This window comes from Bradyrhizobium sp. LM2.9 (genome assembly GCF_054056555.1).
In genome coordinates this window covers 4,184,474-4,204,883 of sequence record NZ_JBSRYJ010000002.1, presented here as the reverse complement: position 1 = coordinate 4,204,883, position 20,410 = coordinate 4,184,474, and the positions used below count along the sequence as shown (strand labels likewise).

Sequence of the window (20,410 nt, the reverse complement as noted above, 5' to 3'; positions counted from 1 at the left end):
AGGTCTTGACCGAGAATCGCACGCGGCCTGATGTTGAAGCTGGACCACAAAGCCAAACTCCTCCTCCTGGTCGCGGCCTCCGCGCTCGCGAGCGCTTCGCCCGTGCTGGCGCTGGATGAGGCCAAGCCGTCGAAGCCGCTCAACCTGCTGTCCTTCGCGCGCGCCCGCGCGCCTGGACCGCAGAGGCCGATCACGTCGATCCCAAGCGACAATGCGTCGATCCGGGCAACTGCGTGGGCAGCCGAAGACTCGGGACCCGCGACCACGGGTGCCGTGCCAGCTTCCGAGAAGCCCGCGCCTGTACCCACAGCCGCGCCGGTGCGCTCCGCCAAGCCTGGCAGCGTCACTGTGCCGCCGAAGCCGGCGCCGCCCCAGGCCGCTGCAACCGCGGACAATGAAGTGGCCCTGTTCTGCAGCAATGTCGCCGACCCCGCCGTCGATGCAAGGCTGGCCTGGCAACTCAAGGAGCTGGAGAAGGCCGAGAGCCTGCTCCGCGAGCGGATCGCCGAGGTCGAGGCCAAGCGCGCCGAATATGAGAAGTGGATGGCGCTGCGCGACGACTTCCTGAAGAAGGCCGAAGCGAGCGTCGTCGAGATCTACTCGCGCATGAAGCCGGACGCCGCGGCGACGCAGATCGCCGGGATGGCGGACGAGACGGCTGCGGCCGTGCTCGCAAAGCTCACCCCGAGGAGCTCGAGCGCAATCTTCAACGAGATGGAGACGGGGCGCGCGGCGCACCTCGCCGATCTGCTCGGCGGAATGCGTCGCGTGGATGACGGAAAGACCAAATAGATGAAGAATCTAATCGTCATCCTGTCTCTGTTGTTGCTTGCCGGATGCGTCACTGATCCGGCCGAGGTCCTGACTGGCCCGCGATTGTCGCCGGTCGGGAGCGGCCTGAGGACGCAGGCAGATCCGATTCCCGTGACGCCCCGCATGCGCTCGCCCGTCAGCTATCGCTCGACCTGGGACGACGGCACCGATCTCTACCGCGATGCCCGCGCCCGGCGCACCGGCGACCTCGTGACAGTGATCATCTCGATGCAGGACAAGGCCAAGCTCGACAACAAGACCGACCGCTCGCGCGATTCGCAGATCAAGTTCGGGCTCGACTGGCTGATGGACATCGCGGGATGGCAGGACAAAGGCTCGACGAGCGCCAACCTCAGCACCAACACCCAGATCAAGGGCAACGGCCAGATCGACCGCACCGAGGATATCAAGCTGTCGATCGCAGCCGTCGTCACCGACGTGTTGCCGAACGGCAATATGATGATTAGCGGCTCGCAGGAATTCAAGGTCAACACAGAAATGCGCGTGCTCAACGTCGGCGGCATCGTGCGTCCACGCGATATCTCGCGAGCCAACACAATCTCATACGAGAAGATCGCCGAGGCGCGCGTGGCCTATGGCGGTCGCGGAAATCTGTCTGACGTGCAGCAGCCTGGATGGGGACATCGGATCTATGACGCCGTGGCACCATTCTGAGAGCAGCGGCCGTCGGGCCGCGTCGCGAGGGCAGGGGACGTCATGCGCCTGATTGCGGCCATCGTGGTGTTGACCCTGATCGCGATCGGCGCGGGCGCCGTTGCCGGCCTGCACCTGTTTGCGGCCGCCGAGCGCGTCGCCGACGCGAAGAAAACCGCAACGCCGACACCTCTTGCCTCGAGCTACGCCGGCAGCGCGCGGCTCAGGAAACTGTCTCCGATCGTGACCAATCTCGGCGCGCCGGCCAACAACTGGGCCCGCATCGAAGCCTCCATGGTGACCGAGAGCATGAACGACGAGGATGCCGGCATCCTGGCGGCCCACATCAGCGAGGACATCGTCACCTATCTGCGGTCGGCGACGGTTGCGCAGTTCGAGGGATCCCGCGGGCTCCAGCATCTGCGCGACGACCTGACCGAGCGCGCCAATATCCGCTCCTCGGGCAAGATCCGCGAATTGATCATTGAGACGTTGGTGATTCAGTGAAACTGAGAGTCCTGCTGCTTGCGTTGGTCCTGGTCGTGCTGCCCGAGGTGGCACTGGCCCAGATTCCGGACCTCAACTCCCTGCTGCCGCCGGGCAACGGCTCCACCAGCGGCCGGATCATCCAGCTGATGGCGGTGATCACAGTGCTGTCGGTGGCGCCGGGACTGCTCATCATGGTGACGAGCTTCACGCGATTTGCAGTGGCACTGTCGTTCCTGCGCGCCGGTCTCGGCCTCCAGACCACGCCGGCCAATCTGGTGCTGATCAGCCTCGCGTTGTTCATGACCTTCTACGTGATGGCGCCGACCTTCGACCGCGCCTGGGAAACCGGCGTCCAGCCGCTGATGAAAAACGAGATCTCGGAGGAGGAGGCGTATCTGAAGATCACCGATCCGTTCCGCGAGTTCATGCTGGCCCATGTCCGCGACAAGGATCTGCAGACCTTCGAAGCGCTTGCCGCGGAAAGCTTCCGCAAGAAGTTCGACGACAAACGCGTCGACATGCGCGTCATCATTCCGGCCTTCATGATTTCCGAGCTCCGGCGTTCGTTCGAGATCGGATTCCTCATCATCCTGCCTTTCCTCGTGATCGACATGATCGTGGCGACGCTGACCATGTCGATGGGCATGATGATGATGCCGCCGACGATCCTCGCGCTGCCGTTCAAGATGCTGTTCTTCGTGCTGATCGACGGCTGGAACCTGCTCGCCTCCGGACTGGTGCGGTCGTTCTCGTAAGAGGAGCGATCGCGGCCGATCGGTTGGTTATGGTTAGCAAAAACTAACATTAACCATATGATATTGCTATGTAATTCAAGCCGATCTTAATCTGCGGGCAAGATTCGGCATGTTAGCAATGCGTCACGGCGGGTTGGACCCACCCACATCAGTCCAAAGGCATGATGCCGCCCCTCCGTACCGGTGAAAGCCCGGTATGTCCCCTCGTGAAAATGTAACGCGTACATAAAGGGACATTCGCAATGTCAAGCCTGCTTACGAACTCGACCGCCATGACCGCACTCCAGACCCTGCGGTCTGTGAGCTCGCAGCTCTCCACCACGCAGACCCGCATCTCCACCGGCCAGCGCGTGTCGACTGCTTCCGACAACGCTGCCTACTGGTCGATCGCGACGTCGATGCGCGCCGACAACGCCGCGCTCTCGGCGGTCTCGGATTCGCTCGGTCTGTCGGCCGCGACTGTCGACACCGAATATACCGCTCTGACCACCGTCATCGGCGACAAGGACTCCGGCCTGACCAAGCTTCAGTCCCTGCTGGTCGAAGCCAAGACAGCCGGTATCGACCGCAGCAAGATCCAGGCGGACGTCACCCAGATCCAGCAGCAGATGAAGGCGACAGCCAGTGCGGCGACCTTCAACGGCATCAACTGGCTGAGCACGACCGCCACCACGCCGACGACCTTCAGCCTCGTGTCGTCGTACTCGCGTGTCGGCGGTACGCCCACCATCGGTTCCATCACCGTGACGACCGCCAACTACTCGCTCTACACCGCGACGCAGACCGGCATTCTGGACACGGCGGGCAGTACCGCTCCGTCGATCAACACGATGACCATCTCCGCGCTCACCGACTCGGCGGCTGACCAGACCCTGCTCGACGGCTACATCGCGCAGGTCACCGCCGGCATCAACTCGGTGGCCTCGGCCGCCGCCAATCTCGGTGCCGTCAAGAACCGCCTCTCGACCAACTCGGACTTCGTGAAGTCGCTGATGGACTCCGTGGATCGCGGTATCGGTCAGCTCGTCGATGCCGACATGAACCAGGAGTCCACCCGCCTGTCGGCCCTCCAGGTCCAGCAGCAGCTCGGTGTGCAGGCGCTCTCGATCGCCAACAACAGCAGCCAGAGCATCCTGTCGCTGTTCCGCTGAGCCTCGAACCATCTTGGGAGGGCCGCGCTTCTCGCAAAGCGCGGCCCTTTCGTTTTGGCGTGACGCCGCGCGCGGGCCGCAATTTTCGACTGCCCTGTTGCCGAACGGGCACAGAGCCATAAGCCTCGCACAAGCTTGGCTCGCTACCTTCGCCGTTACGACAGGTTGGGCCTGGACGCTTTTGCGCAGCCCAAAGGCATGACGCCGCCCTGTCGTACCGGTGCAAGCCCGGTATGTCCCCAAACCTAATCCAATCTTCAAAGGGACATCAAAATGGGTTCTAGTCTCCTCACCAACTCCTCCGCAATGACCGCGCTGCAGACGCTTCGGAACGTCAGCTCGCAACTTGCTACCACGCAGAACCGGATCTCGACCGGCCAGCGCGTCTCGACCGCGTCGGACAACGCCGCCTACTGGTCGATCGCGACGTCGATGCGCTCCGACAATGCCGCGCTTTCCGCCGTCTCCGACTCGCTCGGTCTGTCGGCTGCGACTGTCGACACCGAATATACCGCTCTGACCTCGGTTATCGGCGACAAGGACTCCGGCCTGACCAAGCTTCAGGCGTTGCTGGTCGAAGCCAAGACCGCCGGTATCGACCGCACCAAGATCCAGGCTGACATCACCCAGATCCAGCAGGATATGAAGCTCAAGGCCAGCTCGGCGACCTTCAACGGCATCAACTGGCTGAGCACGACCGCCGCCACGCCGACGACCTTCAACCTGGTGTCGTCGTACTCGCGCGTCGGCGGTACGCCCACCATCGGTTCCATCACCGTGACGACCGCCAACTACTCGCTCTACACCGCGACGCAGACCGGCATTCTGGACACGGCGGGCAGTACCGCTCCGTCGATCAACACGATGACCATCTCCGCGCTCACCGACTCGGCGGCCGACCAGACCCTGCTCGACGGCTACATCTCGCAGGTCACCGCCGGCATCAACTCGGTGGCCTCGGCTGCCGCCAATCTCGGCGCCGTCAAGAACCGCCTCGCGACCAACACTGAGTTCGTCAAGACCCTGATGGACTCCGTGGACCGCGGTATCGGCCAGCTCGTCGACGCCGACATGAACGCGGAATCGACTCGCCTCCAGGCGCTGCAGACCCAGCAGCAGCTCGGCGTTCAGGCGCTCTCGATCGCCAACCAGAACAGCCAGAGCATCCTGTCGCTGTTCCGCTAAGCCGCGGCTTCGAAAACGACCGTGCTCCCCAGGGAGCACGGTCTCCGCCAAGAACGGCGGATCCGACGGCACGAGAGGTGCCCACATCGGTCTCCTGACGCCACATTCCAGGGCAGCACGCCCTGGCCGATCGCGCCGCGATGCGACCGGCTGTCCGCCTGTTGCCGACGCGCGCGGTTGCGTCACTCAATCTCTTGTAAAATTGCAACGCCTCGCCTGCGAACCGACACATTCGTTTTCTCGCGCAACCTTCAGACAAGGTTGGCAGCGGAGTGTCCTCTACGTTCGCATTGGTATGAGGTCATATGCTGTTCAGTCGTGTGCAGATACAGCAACTGCTCAACAATCTGCTGGAGCTTGGGCCGCGACGCCTGATGGCCTTGGGACTGATCGGCTTTGCCGTTCTCGTCACCGTCGTCGGCGGCGCCTATTATCTCAGCCGGCCTGAGTTCGAGACACTCTACACGGGTCTTTCCCGCGAAGACGTGACGCGCATGGGTGCCGCGCTGCGCGAGCAAAACATCGCCTTCGACGTCAATACAGCCGGCGACGCGGTTTCGGTGCGCCCGAGCCAGACCATGCAGGCGCGGATGCTGCTCGCCGAGAAGGGGCTGCCGACCAGCGCCAATTCCGGCTACGAGCTGTTCGACAAGATCGGCTCGCTCGGCCTGACCTCATTCATGCAGGAGGTCACCAAGCTGCGGGCGCTGGAAGGCGAGATCGCGCGCACGGTGCAGTTGATGAAGGGCGTGAAGGCGGCACGGGTCCATATCGTCCTGCCGGTGCGCGGCTCGTTCCGCGCGACGCAGCAGCCGCCTTCTGCATCGGTCGTGTTGCGCACCGACGGCACGATCGAGGCGCGCACGGCGCAGTCGATCCGTCATCTCGTCGCTGCCGCCATTCCGGGCATGAGCCGCGACAAGGTCACGGTGCTGGACGCCGACGGTTCGATGCTGCTCGCCGAGGAGGACGAAGCGACTGCAGCGCCGACCAAGATGGCGAGCCTTCAGAAGACTGTCGGCGGGATGGTGCAGGAGAACATCCGCAAGGCGCTGACGCCGTATCTCGGGATCGATAATTTCGAGGTGAGCGTCTCCCCTCAGCTTTCCACGGACAAGCGGCAGATCAACGAGACTGTTTACGATCCTGAGAACCGCGCCGAGCGCTCAGTCCGAAACGTGCGCGAGAAGGAGTCGTCGCAGAACGCGGACCGTTCGCAGCCGACGACGGTGCAGCAAAATCTTCCCGACCAGCAGGTGAACGCCGGCGGTGGCAAGAACTCCAACGAGGACAAGAGCCGCCGCGAGGACGTCACCAATTTCGAGGTCTCGTCCAAGACCACGACGACGGTGAGCGACGGCTATTCGGTGAAGAAACTCTTCATCGCCGTCCTGATCAATCGCGGGCGGCTCGTCGCCGACCTCGGCGACAAGAGCAACCAGGCCATCGTCGACAGCAAGCTTGCCGAGATCAGCCAGCTCGCAGCCACGGCCGGTGGGCTGGACAAGGCGCGGGGCGACCAGATCCAGGTGACGGCCGTCGATTTCATCGAAGGCTCGCGCGAACTGGCGCCGGTGCCGCCGATCAGCTTCGTCGAGATGATCAACAAGCAGCTCGGCAGCGTCATCAACGCGGTCACGATCCTGGCCGTAGCCTCGATGCTGGTGTGGTTCGGACTTCGGCCGGCGGTCAACGGCATCCTGACCCATCGCGCGGCGCAGGAGCAGACCGAGGCGGCGGAAGCTGCCCAGCTCGAGGCAGCCGCCGGCGCTCTTGCATTGGCGGATAGCGAGGAGACCGAGCTCAATTTGGTCGAAGATCTCGAAGGCAAGATGCAGCGAACGCCGCAGAAGCGGCTCGAGCAGATCGTCCGTCTCGATCAGATGCAGGCGGCGGCGATCCTTAAAGACTGGATGCGGCGCGAGGAGGCGGCATGAACGCGGCAATCGGAAAACTCCTGACGCAGTTCGACGCGAACGGGCGAGCCAAATCGCCGCCGCTTCCGCCGCCGCCCAAGATCCAGGATGTGCTGACAAGGCCGAGGGAGGTCCGGCGCGAGCCTCAGCCGCAGCCCGAGGCCCATTCGCAGCCGCAGCCGCTGCTTCAGTCGCCGCCTCCGGCGCCGAAGACGGAGGCTCCGGCGGTCAATCTCCTGGACGATGCCTATCGGCGCGGCCACGCGGCCGGCGTAGCGGAGAGCGACGCCAGGATCGCCGAGGAACGCGTGCGCAGCGCGATCCGGCTCGGCGAGGAGCGGGCCAAGTGGTCCGACCAGCAGGCGGTCACGATCGTCAGCGGCTTCGAGGCGGCTTGCCGCGAGATCGAGACCAACATCGCGAGCTCTGTTGCGCGGATATTGCTGCCGTTTCTCGCCGATGCGGTCCGCGACAAGGCGATCGGGTCGCTGGTCGAGCAGATTGCGGCACTGACCGGCAATTCGCCGGTGCCGGTGTTCAAGGTCACCGGCCCGAGCGAACTGCTCGACCTGGTGAAGACCCAACTCCAGACGGCCCGGCGAACGGGCATCGAGTACGAGGCCGCCGATGCTTTCGAGGTCCGCGTCGTAGCCGACCAGACCGTGATCGAGACGCAGATCACGGCCTGGAGCGAACGCCTGAAAGAGGCGCGCCGGTAGCCCGTCATGAATGAGGTCAAATCAGAGCTCGTCATCATCCGCCGGCGGAGCGCCTTCGACGACGAGAAGCCGCACGGCGGCGTCTGGAAGATCGCCTATGCGGACTTCATGACCGCGATGATGGCGTTCTTCCTGGTCATGTGGCTGATCAATGCGCTCAACCAGGATCAGAAGCAGGTGGTCGCGAGCTATTTCAATCCGATCATGCTCGCCGAGAACGCGCCTGCCCCGAAAGGCCTCAAGGACCTCTCCAAGAAAGAGCCGTCGTCGCTCGAAGGCCAGGACGGGAGGCGTCAGCCGGCAGGACCGAGCGAGGAACGTCGCGGTGACTCTCCGACGGCCGAGAAGCCGCCCTTCTACGAGGAGAAGGTCCTGTTCCGCGATCCCTATACGACGCTTGCCGAGATCGCCAGCAGCGCAAACCAGGCCTCGGGCCAGCGGCGCGCCGGCGCTCTGACATCCGCCGAAGAGGACGGACTCAAGGGAGGCGACGCCTACCGCGATCCCTTCGATCCCGGTTATTGGAAGCTCGCGCCACAGGCATCCAAGGATGCCGATCGCATCATGGAGAGCGAGTCCAAGCCGAATGCGTCCGCGCGCGACACAGCGTCCGGCACGGGCCCGGGCGAGCCGCAGGCGCGCCGTGCCAAGCAGGACGATGCGGGCGGAAGCGTGGCTCCGAACGCCGATGCATCGTCCGCAAGCCTGTCGCCCCTGCTGCCGCCGGGGCCGGCGCCCTCGCAGTCTTCACGCGAAGGGAGCGCCCAGCCGGGCGCCCAGGCCGGCATTCAAGCCAACGCCGCTGCGCAGTCGCGTCCCAACGATACGACGAAGGAATCCGAGCCGCGCGACGCGGCTCAGACGCAGCAACCGACGGTCAAGCAGCTTCAGTCGGCGATCGCGGAGGCGCTGTCGGATGTCAAGGCCGGCGCGGGACCGGTGGCTGAGGTGCGTCAGGTCGAGGAAGGCCTGCTGATCAGCCTGACCGACGACGCGAACTTCGGCATGTTCGCGCGCGGCTCGGCTGAACCGCGGCCCGAGCTCATCCGTGTAATCGACAAGATCGGTCCGCTGCTGACGAAGCGTCCCGGCATGATCATCGTCCGCGGCCACACCGACAATCGGCCGTACCGTTCGGAGACCTACGACAATTGGCGGCTGTCGACGGCCCGTGCGCAGATGGCCTACTACATGCTGGTCCGCTCCGGCGTCGATGCGCAGCGCATCGAGCACGTCGAGGGTTATGCCGATCGACGGCCGAAACTCCAAAACGATCCGGCGGCCGCGCAAAATCGCCGGATCGAGATCCTGGTCCGGGAGAAGCGTCCTTGAACAGGTCTCTGCTCCGCGCCGCGTTGCTGATGCTGCTGCCGTTCACGGCGGCAGGCGCATTTGCCGAGCCGGCACCGACCCTGGCTGCATCGACATCGGGCGAGCCATATGAACTCGTTCGCGCATTGCAGGCCGTGCAGGACGGCATCGCAAACGGCGATACCGCGGCGCATGGCAACCACATCGCGTTGATCCGGCAGATCGGCGAGAAATTTCTCGCCGCCGATCCGGGCGTGTGGAGCAACCCGCAGAACGGCCAGGCCGTCGTCATCTACCTGCTCAGCGGCGGCGGGCCGCAAATTGTCCGCAAGCTGCCGCGCGACAAGCTGAACGTCGACGGACGGCTGTTCGATGGCGCACTCGCCTATGTCGAGGGCCGTCAGGACGAAGCGCGCGAGCTGCTCAAGGACGTCAAGCCGCGGACGATCCCGTCGGGCCTGGGCGGACAGGTCGCGCTGGTCCAGGGCGCGTTGTTCGCACGCGCCGAAGCATCGCTCGCGATCGAGCGTCTGGATGACGCGCGCCTGCTCTTGCCGGGCACATTGGTGGAGGAGGCCGCGCTGCGGCGCGAGATCCTGCTGGTCGGGCAAGCCGAGGATTTCGACAAGTTCGAGTTCTTGACGCTGGCCTATATCCGCCACTACGGCAACTCGGTCTATGCTGGCGACTTCTGGCAGCGCTTTTCCACCGGCCTGACGCAATCGAGCCTCGCGCTCGACGAGCGCCGGTTTGCGCGGATCACCACTTTGCTGGAGCAGATCGACCGCGCGAGCCGGCTCAAGCTCTATCTCGTGATCGCACGCGCCGCGATGGTGCGCGGAGGGCTCGCCGTAACCCGGCTTGCCGGCGAGCGCGCGCTGACGCTCAGCGCCGATGCCTCGGCGGATCGCGAACGGGCGGCATTTGTTCCGCGGCGTGTCGCGGGCGCTCACCGACGAATATGACGGTGGTCTTGCCGAGTTGAAGGCGCTCGACCGGTCGAAGCTGCCCGAGCGCGACATTCCCTTGCTCAATGCAACGGTGCAGCTCGCACTCGACGTTCGCAAGCCATTCGCCGGCGGATCCGCCGCCGCAGCCGACAAGCCTCCGGTCACGCCGGCGCGCATCGATCTCGCATCGTCGACCGCAACGCTTATGCGCGCACAGAAGCAGCTCGGCGAACTCGAGCTTCTCACCAGGGATCGCCGTCCATGACGAAGCTCAGTGGAACCTCCGGACAGGTCTTTTCGGGCCTCGCCGAAAGCCTCAGCATGCGGGGCACATCTCGCGCCGGCAAGAGCGCCGGGGCGAAAGCGCAGGCGGACACGTCGTTCAACGATCTGCTGCACACCGTCTCAAATCTCGCGAAGCGGGCGCTCAACGACGAGGGCAGCGACACGGCCGTGAAAGCCGGAACGCTGCGGACGCGCCTGGCGCACCAGAGTGAGAAGGACAAGGCGAAGGACGACACGGTGCACGAAGGCCCCGCGGCGGCCGAGGACCCCGGATTCACCGCGAGGCCCACCGAGAAATCTTCCGACAAGAAGACCGACAAATCGTCCGGGAAACATGTCCCTGTCGACCATACCGGGCAGGCCGACGTCCAGAACCAATCGAGCATTGCGGTGATCGTCGGACAGGAGATCGCCGCCGGACCGGTCGTGCAGCCACAGATGCAAGCACCGGCGGGCGACAAGAACGATGCGTCCGGGCGCGACGGGCGGTCTGCCACGACGAAGCGCGAAGTTCAGGCCATGGGCATGTCGAAGACGATGACAGCCGATCCCGGCCCATCTGCTGTGGCTCCGATCGCCGCGCACTCGCAGGCCGCGGCTCCCCACGCGACGGCCGCCGCCCAGGCGACATCGACGCAAGACGGCGAGCCATCGCCGAAGGCAACGGCACCTGACTTCGAGGCCGTTGCGGCCAATGTCGAGCGTGCTGCCAAGGCCTCGGCGCGGGACGCATTGCCCGAGACGACCAAGGTCACCGTAGTCCAGCAGGAGACCCATCTGCCCCCGGCGCAGTTCAACGCTCCGCAACAGGTTGCCAATGCCGTCGTCGCCGAGCTGAAGGAATCTCCGGCGCCGACGGCGTCCGCAGCTCCAGATCTTGCAGCGTCCCAAGCCAATGCGCCGGACCAGCCGCTCAAGATCCTGACCATCAACCTCGAACCGCCTACTCTCGGGAACGTCACCGTGCGCCTTCGTCTCGTTGGGAACGAGGTGTCCGTCCACCTCGCCGCCGAGCGCAAGGATACGAGCCAGATGCTTGACCAGCAGCGCGACTCGATCCGCGAGCTCATGCAGTCGGCGGGCTACGTGGCCGACGTTGCGCCCGTCCAGCACGGCTCGTTGGATGGATTCCAGAGCGGCTCCGGTCAGTCGCAGCCGCAGCTCTCGGGCCAGCAACAGCCATCGTCGCAGTCGCAAGGCACGTTCGACGGCGCGAGAAATTCGTCGGGACAGTCGGACGGCGGTGCGAAACAGGCCCGACAGGAGCGCCAGTTCAACCAGGAGACGCGTCATGACCAGGACGTGGCGCCGCAGATTCGTCGCGGCCCTGTTTATCTGTAACGCCGGCGCCGCGGCCGCGGCGACCGACAATTCGCGCCCCTGCGAGCGCGAGATGGCGCGTGCGTCTCAGCAGCACGGAATTCCGCTCGGCATTCTCTATGCCGTCGGCCTCACCGAGACCGGGCGGCGCGGCGCGCTTTATCCTTACGCGCTCGGCGCCGAAGGACAGGCCGTGTTCGCCAAGGACATGAACGACGCAATCGCGAATTTCGAATCCATGCGCAGCAAGGGGATCAAGCTGATCGACCTCGGTTGCATGCAGATCAACCATCACTTTCACGGCGACAAGTTCACCTCGGTGCGGGCGATGTTCGATCCTGCCAGGAACGTCGATTACGCCGCGCGCTTCCTGAAGGAGCTGAAGCAACGCGAGGGCAGCTGGACCATGGCGGTCGCCCGCTACAATGCAGGCCCCAACAACCAGCCGGCGCAGAAGCGCTACGTCTGTCACATCGTCGCTCATCTCGTCTCGAGCGGCTTCGGCGCGTGGACCGACAAGGCGCGCTCGTTCTGTCAGCCCAAAACGACCTGAAGGGACGACGTCAAAGTTGTGCATCGTTCCGCACCATCAGCCCCGCGCAAGCAACAACCACCATTGTAACTGCAACCTACCGAAGGAGCCCAATTCATGAGCCTGTATGGTGTTATGCGCACCGGTGTTTCCGGGATGAACGCGCAGTCCAACAAGCTGTCGACGGTGTCGGACAACATCGCCAACGTCAACACCACCGGCTACAAGCGGGCTTCGACCGAATTCTCCTCGCTGATCCTGAAGAGCGGCTCGGGCAATTACGATTCCGGCGCGGTCGAGACCACGGTCCGCTACGCCATCAGCGATGCCGGCAATTACCAGTTCACGACCTCGGCGACGGACCTCGCGGTGCAGGGCAACGGCTTCTTCGTCGTGCGGGATCCGAACGGCAACAATTTTCTGACGCGCGCCGGCGCGTTCGTGCCCGACAGCACGGGCAATCTCGTCAACTCCGCCGGCTTCCAGCTGATGGGCTACAACATCGCGAACGGTGCGACGCCCACCGTCGCCGCCAATGGCTTCGGCGGCCTCCAGGTCATCAACGTCAACCAGATGGCGCTCCAGGCGTCGCCTTCGACCAAGGCAACTGTCGATGCCAATCTCGATCCGAGCGCTGCGATCATCGCGGGTCCGCCCGGTCCCGGCGCTTACACGTCGAAGACCTCGGTCGTCACTTACGACAACATCGGCAACGCGGTGACGGTCGACGTCTATGCTGCGAAGACCGCCGCGAACACCTGGCAGATCCAGCTCTACGATTCTTCCACCGGCACCGCGCTCGCGGGTGGTCTCAATACCTTCACCTTCGATGTCACCGCGACCGGCAAAGGCAAGCTCACCGCCGCAAGCCCGACCTCGCTCACCGTGACCATCCCGGGCGGCTCGTCCTTCAACATGGATCTGTCGGCCATGACCCAGGTCGCTTCCAGCTTCGACTTCAAGGCGACGGTCGACGGCAACTCCCCGTCCGCGGTGGAGAAGGTGAACATCGACGACAAGGGCGTGGTCACCGCGGTGCTCAAGAACGGCACCGAGCTGCCGAGCTTCCAGATCGCGCTCGCGAACGTTCCGAGCCCGGACCATCTGACGCCCGAAGTCGGCAACGTCTATTCACCGAACCTGGATTCCGGAAACGTGCAGGTCGGCCTCGCCGGTCAGGGCGGGCTCGGCACCATCCAGTCGGGCGCTCTGGAAGACTCGAACGTCGATCTGGCGGACGAGTTGACTGCGATGATCGAGGCGCAGCGCGGCTTCACTGCGAACTCGAAATCGTTCCAGACCGGCGCCGACTTGCTGGATGTCGTCGTCAACCTGAAGCGCTGAGTCTCTCAGCGCTCGATCCCGGCAAGAGCAGATCATGAACCTTACCGCCGCTCTCGAATCCGCCCGCTCCTCGCTGATGACGTCGGGCATCCAGTCGTCGGTCATCTCGCGTAACATCGCCGGGGCCACCGCCACCGGCTATTCGCGCAAGCTCACCGTACTGGACAATCACCCCGGTGCTGGCGTCTACGTCGCGGCGATCCAGCGCGCCGCCAGCAGCGGCTTGTACACCAACGTCCTGACCGCGACTTCGTCGTCTACCAAGCAGAGCGCGATCTATGACGGTCTCCAGAAGATCGCGGCCTCGACGGTCGACGATCCGGAGCTCGACCAGTCGCCGACGGCGCAGCTCAATGCGCTGAAGAAGGCGCTCCAGCAATATGCCAACGCCCCGGACAACACCACGCTGGCGCAGGCGGCGGTCGCGTCCGCCAAGGACATGGCGACGGCGCTAAACCAGGCGACCCAAACCGTGCAGTCGGTCCGTGAGGGCGCGGATGCCGACATGAATACGTCGGTTCAGAACATCAATCAGTTGCTCTCCCAGTTCCAGAGCGTGAACACCGCGATCGTGAAGGGTACGATCTCCGGCGACGACGTCACCGACTACCTCGACCAGCGCGACAGCATCGTCTCGAAACTGTCGCAAGAACTCGGCGTCACGATGTCGATCCGTCCCAACGGCGACGCGGCGCTCTATGCCGATAGCGGTGTCGTTCTGTTCGACAAGACGGCGCGCGCGGTGAGTTTTTCCCCGACCAACGCCTACACTGCTGGCACGACGGGCAATGCCGTCTACATCGACGGCGTACCCGTGACCGGCGCGAATTCCGTCATGCCGCTCAAGTCCGGCAAGCTCGCCGGCCTCGCCGAGTTGCGTGACAACGCCACGGTCACGTATCAGAGCCAGCTTGACGAAGTCGCACGCGGCCTGGTCGACGCCTTCAAGGAAGTCGACCAGTCCGGCGCCGCGCTGCCGGACGTCCCCGGCCTGTTCACCTATCCGGGTGCGCCGGCGATGCCGGCGAGCGCCACCGTCTCGGTCGGCTTGGCCGGCTTGATCAGTGTGGCCGCTTCGGTCGACCCTGTTCAGGGCGGCAACCCCAATCTGCTGCGCGACGGCGCGATCAGCGGCAACGCCGCATATCAATACAACACCGCCGGCAACGCCGGCTACTCGACCCGGCTGCAGCAGCTCATCGGCAACATGGATGCGTCGCAGCCGTTCGATGCAACCACGCAAGGCAAGCCGAACGGCAGCTTGATCGACTTCGCGTCGTCCTCGGCGAGCTGGATCGAAAGCCAGCGCACGGCCGCGAACGACAACGTCACCTACCAGAACACGCTGCTCGACCGTAGCACCGCGGCGCTGTCCAACGTCAACGGCGTCAACATGGACGACGAGATGTCGCTGATGCTCCAGGTCGAGCGGACCTATTCGGCCTCGTCGAAGATCATTTCCACCGTCGACGAGATGTTGCAGAGCCTGCTGGCTGCTGTGGGGAATTAAGTCATGATGAGCGCGAACTACATCTCGACTTTGATGCTGTCTTCGTCGCTGAGGTCCTCGGTTACCAACAATCAGGCCGCGCTCGCCAAGGCTTCGAAGGAAGCCACCACCGGCCGCTTTGCCGACGTTGGCCTCGAGCTTGGTGCCACGACGGGAAGCGACGTCACCCTGCGAGCGGACCTGAGCTTCGCCGATCAGCTCGTCGATACCAACGGGCTGGTCTTGGGACGCCTGGACATAACGCAGAGCCGGATCAGCCAGCTTGGTTCGACCGCAACGGACTTCCTCAAGGACCTGATCGCGGCCCGCAGTACCGACGGCGGCGGGCGGATCATCCTGCCGCCCGCGTCCTCCAACCTCCAGGATCTGATTGGCGCGCTGAACGTCTCCTATAACGGTTCGTCTCTTTTCTCGGGCATCAACACGCAGAACACGCCGATTACGGCCTACACCGCGGGCTCGGCCAGCAAGAACCAGGTCGATGCGGATTTCCTCGCGACTTTCGGCTTTGCCCAGTCTTCGGCCAGCGTGAGCAGCATCACCCCGGCCCAGATGCAGACCTTCCTCGACACCACCTTCGATGCCGAGTTCGCGAGCCCGGCCTGGGACACCAACTGGTCGTCGGCTACCGACCAGGTCATGCAAAGCCGTATCTCCACGACCGAGATCGCCGATACCTCCGTCAGCGCCAATCAGCCAGGCTTCCGCAAGCTCGCCGAGGCCTACACCATGATGGCGGATCTCGGGAACGTGAACCTGGACCAAGCGACGTTCCAGGTCGTCGTGGACAAGGCTATCGGCCTTGTCGGAAACGCCATCAGTGACCTTGCTACCCTCGGCGGCAACATCGGCACGGTCCAGCAGCGGATCACCGGCGCGACCGATAGGCTGAAGCTGCAGCAGGACATCCTCAACAACCAGATCGTCAAGATGGAGGCGGTCGACCCGACCGAGGCCTCGGTCCGGGTCAATACGCTGCAAACCCAGATCAAGACAGCGCTGGCGCTGACATCGCAGCTCCAGCAGATCAGCCTCATCAACTACCTCTGAGCCAAGTACTTTTGAGAAGCCTCCTTTGTAAGGCAGAGTTGTCCTGATGACGTTTGAAGCCTATGAAGCGGTCGTCGACGAGAGCGGATATGAAGCGCGGGGCCGCGAGCGGCAGGCGCTCAGCCTCGGCATCGACCGGCTCGAGCGGATCCAGAAAGACCGCTTCAGCATCGAGGATCTGGTCGAGAGCCTGCTCTATGTGCGGCGGCTGTGGACGATCTTCATCGAGGATCTCGCGCATCCGGAAAACGGACTTCCGGACAAGCTGCGCGCCGACATCATCTCCATCGGCCTGTGGGTCGTCAAGGAAGCCGACCGCCTTCGCGAAGAGAGGTCGAACGACGTGATGCAGCTCATCGAAATCAACCGCTTGATCCGAGACGCTCTTTGATGAAGATATCCTTGCGGGCGGGCGAACGGGTCTACATCAACGGCGCGGTGCTGCGTGTGGACCGCAAGGTCTCCGTCGAGCTTGTCAACGACGTGATGTTCCTGCTCGAAGGGCAGATCATGCAGGCCTCCGAGGCCACCACGGCGCTGCGGCAGCTCTATTTCATCGTCCAGCTGATGCTGATGAATCCGACCGACGTCCGGGATGCTTCGGCGCTTTACGGGCAGCATCACGCAGCCCTGATCGCGGTGTGCGAGAGCCACGAGATGCTGCTCGGACTTGGCGCGGTCGACGAACTGGTCGGAGCAACCCGTTACTTCGAGGCGCTCAAGCGGATCCGGGCGCTGTTTCCGGTGGAGCAGGCCATCCTGGCCGGCGCCACGATCGATTCCCCATTCGAGGCTGCCTGACAGCGGAGAGTCACATGAACGTCACCAGCGCGACCGATAGCACCAGCAAGTCCAGTTCGACCAGCTCAACCACGTCGACGTCGAGCACCGGCGTCGACTACAACACGTTCCTTCAGCTCCTCATCGCAGAGATGAAGAACCAGGATCCGACCAATCCGATGGATACCTCGCAATATATGAGCCAGTTTGCGCAGCTCTCGTCGGTCGAGCAGGCGATGCAGACCAATACCAAGCTCGACTCTCTGCTGTCTTCGCAATCGCTGTCGCAGGCAGACGGGCTGATCGGAAAGACCGTAAGCTTCACGGACTCGACCGGAGCGACTTTCAGCGGCAAGGTCGCTTCGATTTCCATCAACACCGACGGCTCCGTCGCGACGCTTCAGGACGGCACGAAAGTCGCGGTCGGCCCGGGTCTCACGATCAGCCAGTCATGAACGAACGGGACGCTCTCGACATCGTCCAGGCGGCGATCTGGACCATCATCGTCGCCTCCGGGCCTGCCGTTGGCGCCGCGATGCTGGTCGGCACCCTCATTGCGCTGATCCAGGCTCTGACCCAGATCCAGGAGGTGACGCTGACCTTCGTTCCGAAGATCATCGTCATTCTCTTGGTCGTTGCCGTTTCCGGCTCCTTCATCGGAGCTCATCTCTCCACCTTCACCGAGATGGTCTATTCGCATATCGAGCGCGGCTTCTGATCCGGGCTGGCTCGGGCACCGCTGGCCACCTCCTGCCACCACCCCCGCGTAAGCTTTGCACGGCAGATTAAGGGCCGGATTCTCTGCCGGTGACCTATGTCCGATACGTTAGCTGCCAGCCTGCCGACCCCGCGACGATTGGGCGCCGACGCCTTTTTCGCAGGCGGCATCGTGGCCATGCTCACGATCCTGTTCCTGCCTATCCCGCCGATCCTGATCGATCTGGGCCTCGCCTTCTCGATCGCACTGTCGGCGCTGATCCTGATGGTCGCGCTGTGGATCCAGCGGCCGCTCGATTTTTCGGCTTTCCCGACCGTGCTGCTGATCGCCACGATCCTGCGGCTGGCGCTGAACGTCGCGACGACTCGTCTGATCCTGTCGCGCGGCGGGGAGGGGGAAAACGCCGCGGGCCACGTCGTTGCCGGCTTCTCGAAGTTCGTCATGGGCGGCGACTTCGTCATCGGCCTGATCATCTTCGCGATTCTGGTCACGGTAAACTTCGTCGTGATCACCAAGGGCGCGACGCGTATCGCCGAAGTCGGCGCCCGCTTCACCCTGGACGCCATCCCCGGCAAGCAGATGGCGATCGACGCGGACCTATCCGCAGGGCTGATCGACGACAAGGAAGCCCAGCGCCGGCGCCGCGAGCTGGAAGAGGAGAGCGCGTTCTTCGGCGCCATGGACGGTGCCTCGAAATTCGTCCGCGGCGACGCCATCGCCGGCCTGATCATCACCGCGATCAACATTTTCGGCGGCATCATCATCGGCGTGACCCATCACGGACTCACGCTGTCGCGTGCCGCCGACGTCTACACCAAGCTCTCCGTGGGCGACGGTCTGGTAACGCAGATGCCGGCCCTGATCGTGTCGCTATCGGCGGGCCTGCTGGTCTCCAAGGGCGGCACCAGGGGGTCGGCGGAGCAGGCAGTGTTGCGCCAGCTCGGCGGCTATCCGCGCGCGGTGTCGGCCGCCGCGCTGATGATGTTCGTGCTTGCCTTGATGCCGGGGTTGCCGATGGCGCCCTTCTTGCTGCTCGGCGGCGCCATGGCCTTCGTCGGATACTCGCTGCCGAGGCGGCAGGCGGCCCTGAAGCAGAAGGACGATGCGCGCAAAGCCGACGAACGCGCCCAGGTCGAGGCCAAGGAATCGGTCAAGGAATCGCTCAAGACCGCGGAGATCGAGCTGGCGCTCGGCGGCCACCTGTCGGTCCATCTGCTGGGCTCGCGTACCGAGCTCGCACACCGTGTGGCTAAGATCCGCAAGAAGTTCGCCAAGCAGTACGGCTTCGTCGTTCCCGAGATCAAGCTCACCGACAATCTGTCGATCGATCCCAAGGGATATCAGATCCGGATCCACGACACCCGCGTCTCCCAGGGCGAGCTCAGGCTCGGCGAGGTGCTGGTGCTCGTCGAAGGACGGCAAGCCCGACGTGCCCGGCGAAGAGGTGATCGAGCCGGCCTTCGGCATGAAAGCGCTGTGGGTGACGGACGCTTTCACCGACGAGGTCAAGCGTCAGGGCTGCAAGCCGGTCGACAATCTGTCGGTGCTGCTCACGCATCTGAGCGAAGTGATCAGGGCCAACCTCGCCCAGCTCCTGTCCTACAAGGACATGCGCGGCCTGCTCGACCGGCTCGATCCCGAATACAAGCGCCTGGTCGAGGATCTTTGCCCGTCGCAGATATCGTACTCGGGACTGCTGGCAATCCTGAAGATCCTGCTGGCCGAGCGCGTGTCGATACGCAACCTCCATCTGATCCTGGAGGCCATCGCCGAGATCGCGCCCCATGTGCGGCGCTCCGAGCAGGTGGCGGAGCATGTGCGTACGCGCCTGGCGCAGCAGATTTGCGGCGACCTGTCCGACAACGGCGTGCTCAACGTGGTCCGTCTCGGCAACCGTTGGGACCTGGCGTTCCACCAGAGCCTGAAGCGCGACGCCAAGGGCGACGTCGTCGAATTCGACGCCGACCCGCGCCTGATCGAGCAGTTTGCGACCGAAGCCAGCGCCGCGATCCGCAAGTTCACCGAGAACGGCACCAGCGTCGTGCTGGCGGTGACCCCCGAAGCCCGTCCCTACGTCCGGATGATCCTGGAACGGGTATTTCCGACTCTGCCGATTCTGTCGCATGTCGAAGTCGCGCGCAGCACCGAGATCAGAGCACTCGGAGCCATATCGTGATCAGCGGCCTTGCCGACAGCGTGCTGGTGACGTTCATCGTGTTCTGCCGCATCGGTGCCTGCCTGATGCTGGTGCCGGGCTATTCCAGCGTCAACGTCCCGGCCCAGGTCCGCTTGTTCGTCGCGCTCGTCACGACGTTTGCGCTGACGCCGATCCTGGTCGCTGTCCTGAAACCTCTCACGGACAACGCGGCACCGCTGACGCTCGCGCTGCTGATCTGCTCCGAGCTCGTGGTCGGCAGCGTCATCGGGCTCGGCGGCCGCGTGTTCTTCCTCGCACTCCAGACCATGGCCACTGTGATGGCGAGTGCCATCGGGCTGAGCAACATCCCGGGGACGCCGATCGGCGACACTGATCCGGCGCCGGCTCTGGTGCCGCTGATCATGACGGCCGTCACCACGCTGTTCTTCATAACCGACCAGCACTGGCAGGTCCTGCGCGGGTTGATGAACTCCTACGACGTCTGGCATCCCGGCGATAAGTTCGGCGGCGGCATGGCGCTGGAGCTGCTCGTCGGCCGGCTGTCGGAAGCATTCGTCCTGACGCTGCGGATCACCAGCCCTTTCATCGTCTATTCGGTCATCGTCAACCTGGCGGTCGGCCTGGTCAACAAGCTGACGCCGGCGATTCCGGTCTATTTCATCTCGGTGCCGTTCGTGCTGTTCGGCGGCTTCCTGCTGCTCTACCTCACCAGCGACGAGCTCTTGACGCAATTCATGCTCGGCGTCTCGTCATGGCTGGCGGAGTGATCG

19 protein-coding genes and 2 pseudogenes are annotated in these 20,410 nt (G+C 64.1%); all 21 read left to right on the top strand.

Going from position 1 to position 20,410, the window contains the following annotated elements:
• Nucleotides 1-30: 30 nt before the first annotated feature.
• Nucleotides 31-792, top strand: a complete 762-nt coding sequence (locus ACVWW3_RS21935) for a MotE family protein (RefSeq protein ID WP_456648685.1) — start codon at nucleotides 31-33, stop codon at nucleotides 790-792.
• Nucleotides 793-1,488, top strand: a complete 696-nt coding sequence (flgH, locus tag ACVWW3_RS21930; protein WP_456648686.1) for a flagellar basal body L-ring protein FlgH — start codon at nucleotides 793-795, stop codon at nucleotides 1,486-1,488.
• A 42-nt stretch (nucleotides 1,489-1,530) separates the two neighbouring features.
• Nucleotides 1,531-1,974, top strand: a complete 444-nt coding sequence (locus ACVWW3_RS21925) for a flagellar basal body-associated FliL family protein (RefSeq protein WP_456648687.1) — start codon at nucleotides 1,531-1,533, stop codon at nucleotides 1,972-1,974.
• Nucleotides 1,971-2,711: a flagellar type III secretion system pore protein FliP gene (fliP, locus tag ACVWW3_RS21920; RefSeq protein ID WP_247330503.1), complete on the top strand. Its 741-nt coding sequence runs from the start codon at nucleotides 1,971-1,973 to the stop codon at nucleotides 2,709-2,711. Before ACVWW3_RS21925 ends, fliP begins: the two co-directional genes overlap by 4 nt.
• Before the next feature lie 242 nt (nucleotides 2,712-2,953).
• Nucleotides 2,954-3,862 carry a flagellin N-terminal helical domain-containing protein gene (locus ACVWW3_RS21915; RefSeq protein WP_354050101.1) on the top strand — a complete coding sequence of 303 codons (909 nt, stop codon included), beginning with the start codon at nucleotides 2,954-2,956 and terminating at the stop codon, nucleotides 3,860-3,862.
• A 273-nt stretch (nucleotides 3,863-4,135) separates the two neighbouring features.
• The gene (locus ACVWW3_RS21910) at nucleotides 4,136-5,047 is read left to right on the top strand and encodes a flagellin N-terminal helical domain-containing protein (RefSeq protein WP_247344659.1); all 912 of its coding nucleotides are present in this window, start codon (nucleotides 4,136-4,138) and stop codon (nucleotides 5,045-5,047) included.
• 305 nt (nucleotides 5,048-5,352) lie between these two features.
• Complete coding sequence (gene fliF / locus ACVWW3_RS21905) at nucleotides 5,353-6,984, top strand: flagellar basal-body MS-ring/collar protein FliF (protein ID WP_354105714.1); 1,632 nt, start codon at nucleotides 5,353-5,355, stop codon at nucleotides 6,982-6,984.
• Nucleotides 6,981-7,682: a hypothetical protein gene (locus tag ACVWW3_RS21900; protein WP_456648688.1), complete on the top strand. Its 702-nt coding sequence runs from the start codon at nucleotides 6,981-6,983 to the stop codon at nucleotides 7,680-7,682. Before fliF ends, ACVWW3_RS21900 begins: the two co-directional genes overlap by 4 nt.
• 6 nt (nucleotides 7,683-7,688) lie before the next feature.
• Complete coding sequence (locus ACVWW3_RS21895) at nucleotides 7,689-9,014, top strand: MotB family protein (RefSeq protein ID WP_456672110.1); 1,326 nt, start codon at nucleotides 7,689-7,691, stop codon at nucleotides 9,012-9,014.
• A pseudogene (locus ACVWW3_RS21890) lies at nucleotides 9,011-10,208 on the top strand (chemotaxis protein). Before ACVWW3_RS21895 ends, ACVWW3_RS21890 begins: the two are co-directional and overlap by 4 nt.
• Complete coding sequence (locus ACVWW3_RS21885) at nucleotides 10,205-11,569, top strand: flagellar hook-length control protein FliK (protein WP_456672109.1); 1,365 nt, start codon at nucleotides 10,205-10,207, stop codon at nucleotides 11,567-11,569. Before ACVWW3_RS21890 ends, ACVWW3_RS21885 begins: the two are co-directional and overlap by 4 nt.
• A complete protein-coding gene (locus ACVWW3_RS21880; protein ID WP_456648690.1) occupies nucleotides 11,520-12,101 on the top strand; it encodes a transglycosylase SLT domain-containing protein in 582 nt (193 codons plus the stop codon). Before ACVWW3_RS21885 ends, ACVWW3_RS21880 begins: the two co-directional genes overlap by 50 nt.
• Before the next feature lie 96 nt (nucleotides 12,102-12,197).
• A complete protein-coding gene (locus tag ACVWW3_RS21875) occupies nucleotides 12,198-13,424 on the top strand; it encodes a flagellar hook protein FlgE (protein ID WP_456648691.1) in 1,227 nt (408 codons plus the stop codon).
• A 34-nt stretch (nucleotides 13,425-13,458) separates the two neighbouring features.
• On the top strand, nucleotides 13,459-14,934 hold the full coding sequence (gene flgK, locus ACVWW3_RS21870; RefSeq protein WP_354050113.1) for a flagellar hook-associated protein FlgK: 1,476 nt from the start codon (nucleotides 13,459-13,461) through the stop codon (nucleotides 14,932-14,934).
• A gap of 3 nt (nucleotides 14,935-14,937) precedes the next feature.
• Entirely contained in the window at nucleotides 14,938-15,984 is a 1,047-nt protein-coding gene (locus ACVWW3_RS21865; RefSeq protein ID WP_354105721.1) for a flagellar hook-associated family protein, read from the top strand.
• A 46-nt stretch (nucleotides 15,985-16,030) separates the two neighbouring features.
• Nucleotides 16,031-16,375 (top strand): flagellar biosynthesis regulator FlaF, encoded by a 345-nt coding sequence (gene flaF, locus ACVWW3_RS21860; protein WP_247444795.1) that lies wholly within the window; start codon nucleotides 16,031-16,033, stop codon nucleotides 16,373-16,375.
• The gene (flbT, locus tag ACVWW3_RS21855) at nucleotides 16,375-16,785 is read left to right on the top strand and encodes a flagellar biosynthesis repressor FlbT (RefSeq protein WP_354105722.1); all 411 of its coding nucleotides are present in this window, start codon (nucleotides 16,375-16,377) and stop codon (nucleotides 16,783-16,785) included. Before flaF ends, flbT begins: the two co-directional genes overlap by 1 nt.
• Nucleotides 16,786-16,799: 14 nt before the next feature.
• Nucleotides 16,800-17,219 (top strand): flagellar hook assembly protein FlgD, encoded by a 420-nt coding sequence (gene flgD, locus ACVWW3_RS21850; protein WP_456648692.1) that lies wholly within the window; start codon nucleotides 16,800-16,802, stop codon nucleotides 17,217-17,219.
• Nucleotides 17,216-17,482: a flagellar biosynthesis protein FliQ gene (gene fliQ, locus ACVWW3_RS21845; protein ID WP_106945789.1), complete on the top strand. Its 267-nt coding sequence runs from the start codon at nucleotides 17,216-17,218 to the stop codon at nucleotides 17,480-17,482. Before flgD ends, fliQ begins: the two co-directional genes overlap by 4 nt.
• A gap of 96 nt (nucleotides 17,483-17,578) precedes the next feature.
• A pseudogene (flhA, locus tag ACVWW3_RS21840) lies at nucleotides 17,579-19,658 on the top strand (flagellar biosynthesis protein FlhA).
• Entirely contained in the window at nucleotides 19,655-20,407 is a 753-nt protein-coding gene (fliR, locus tag ACVWW3_RS21835) for a flagellar biosynthesis protein FliR (protein WP_247444798.1), read from the top strand. Before flhA ends, fliR begins: the two are co-directional and overlap by 4 nt.
• Nucleotides 20,408-20,410: the final 3 nt, after the last annotated feature.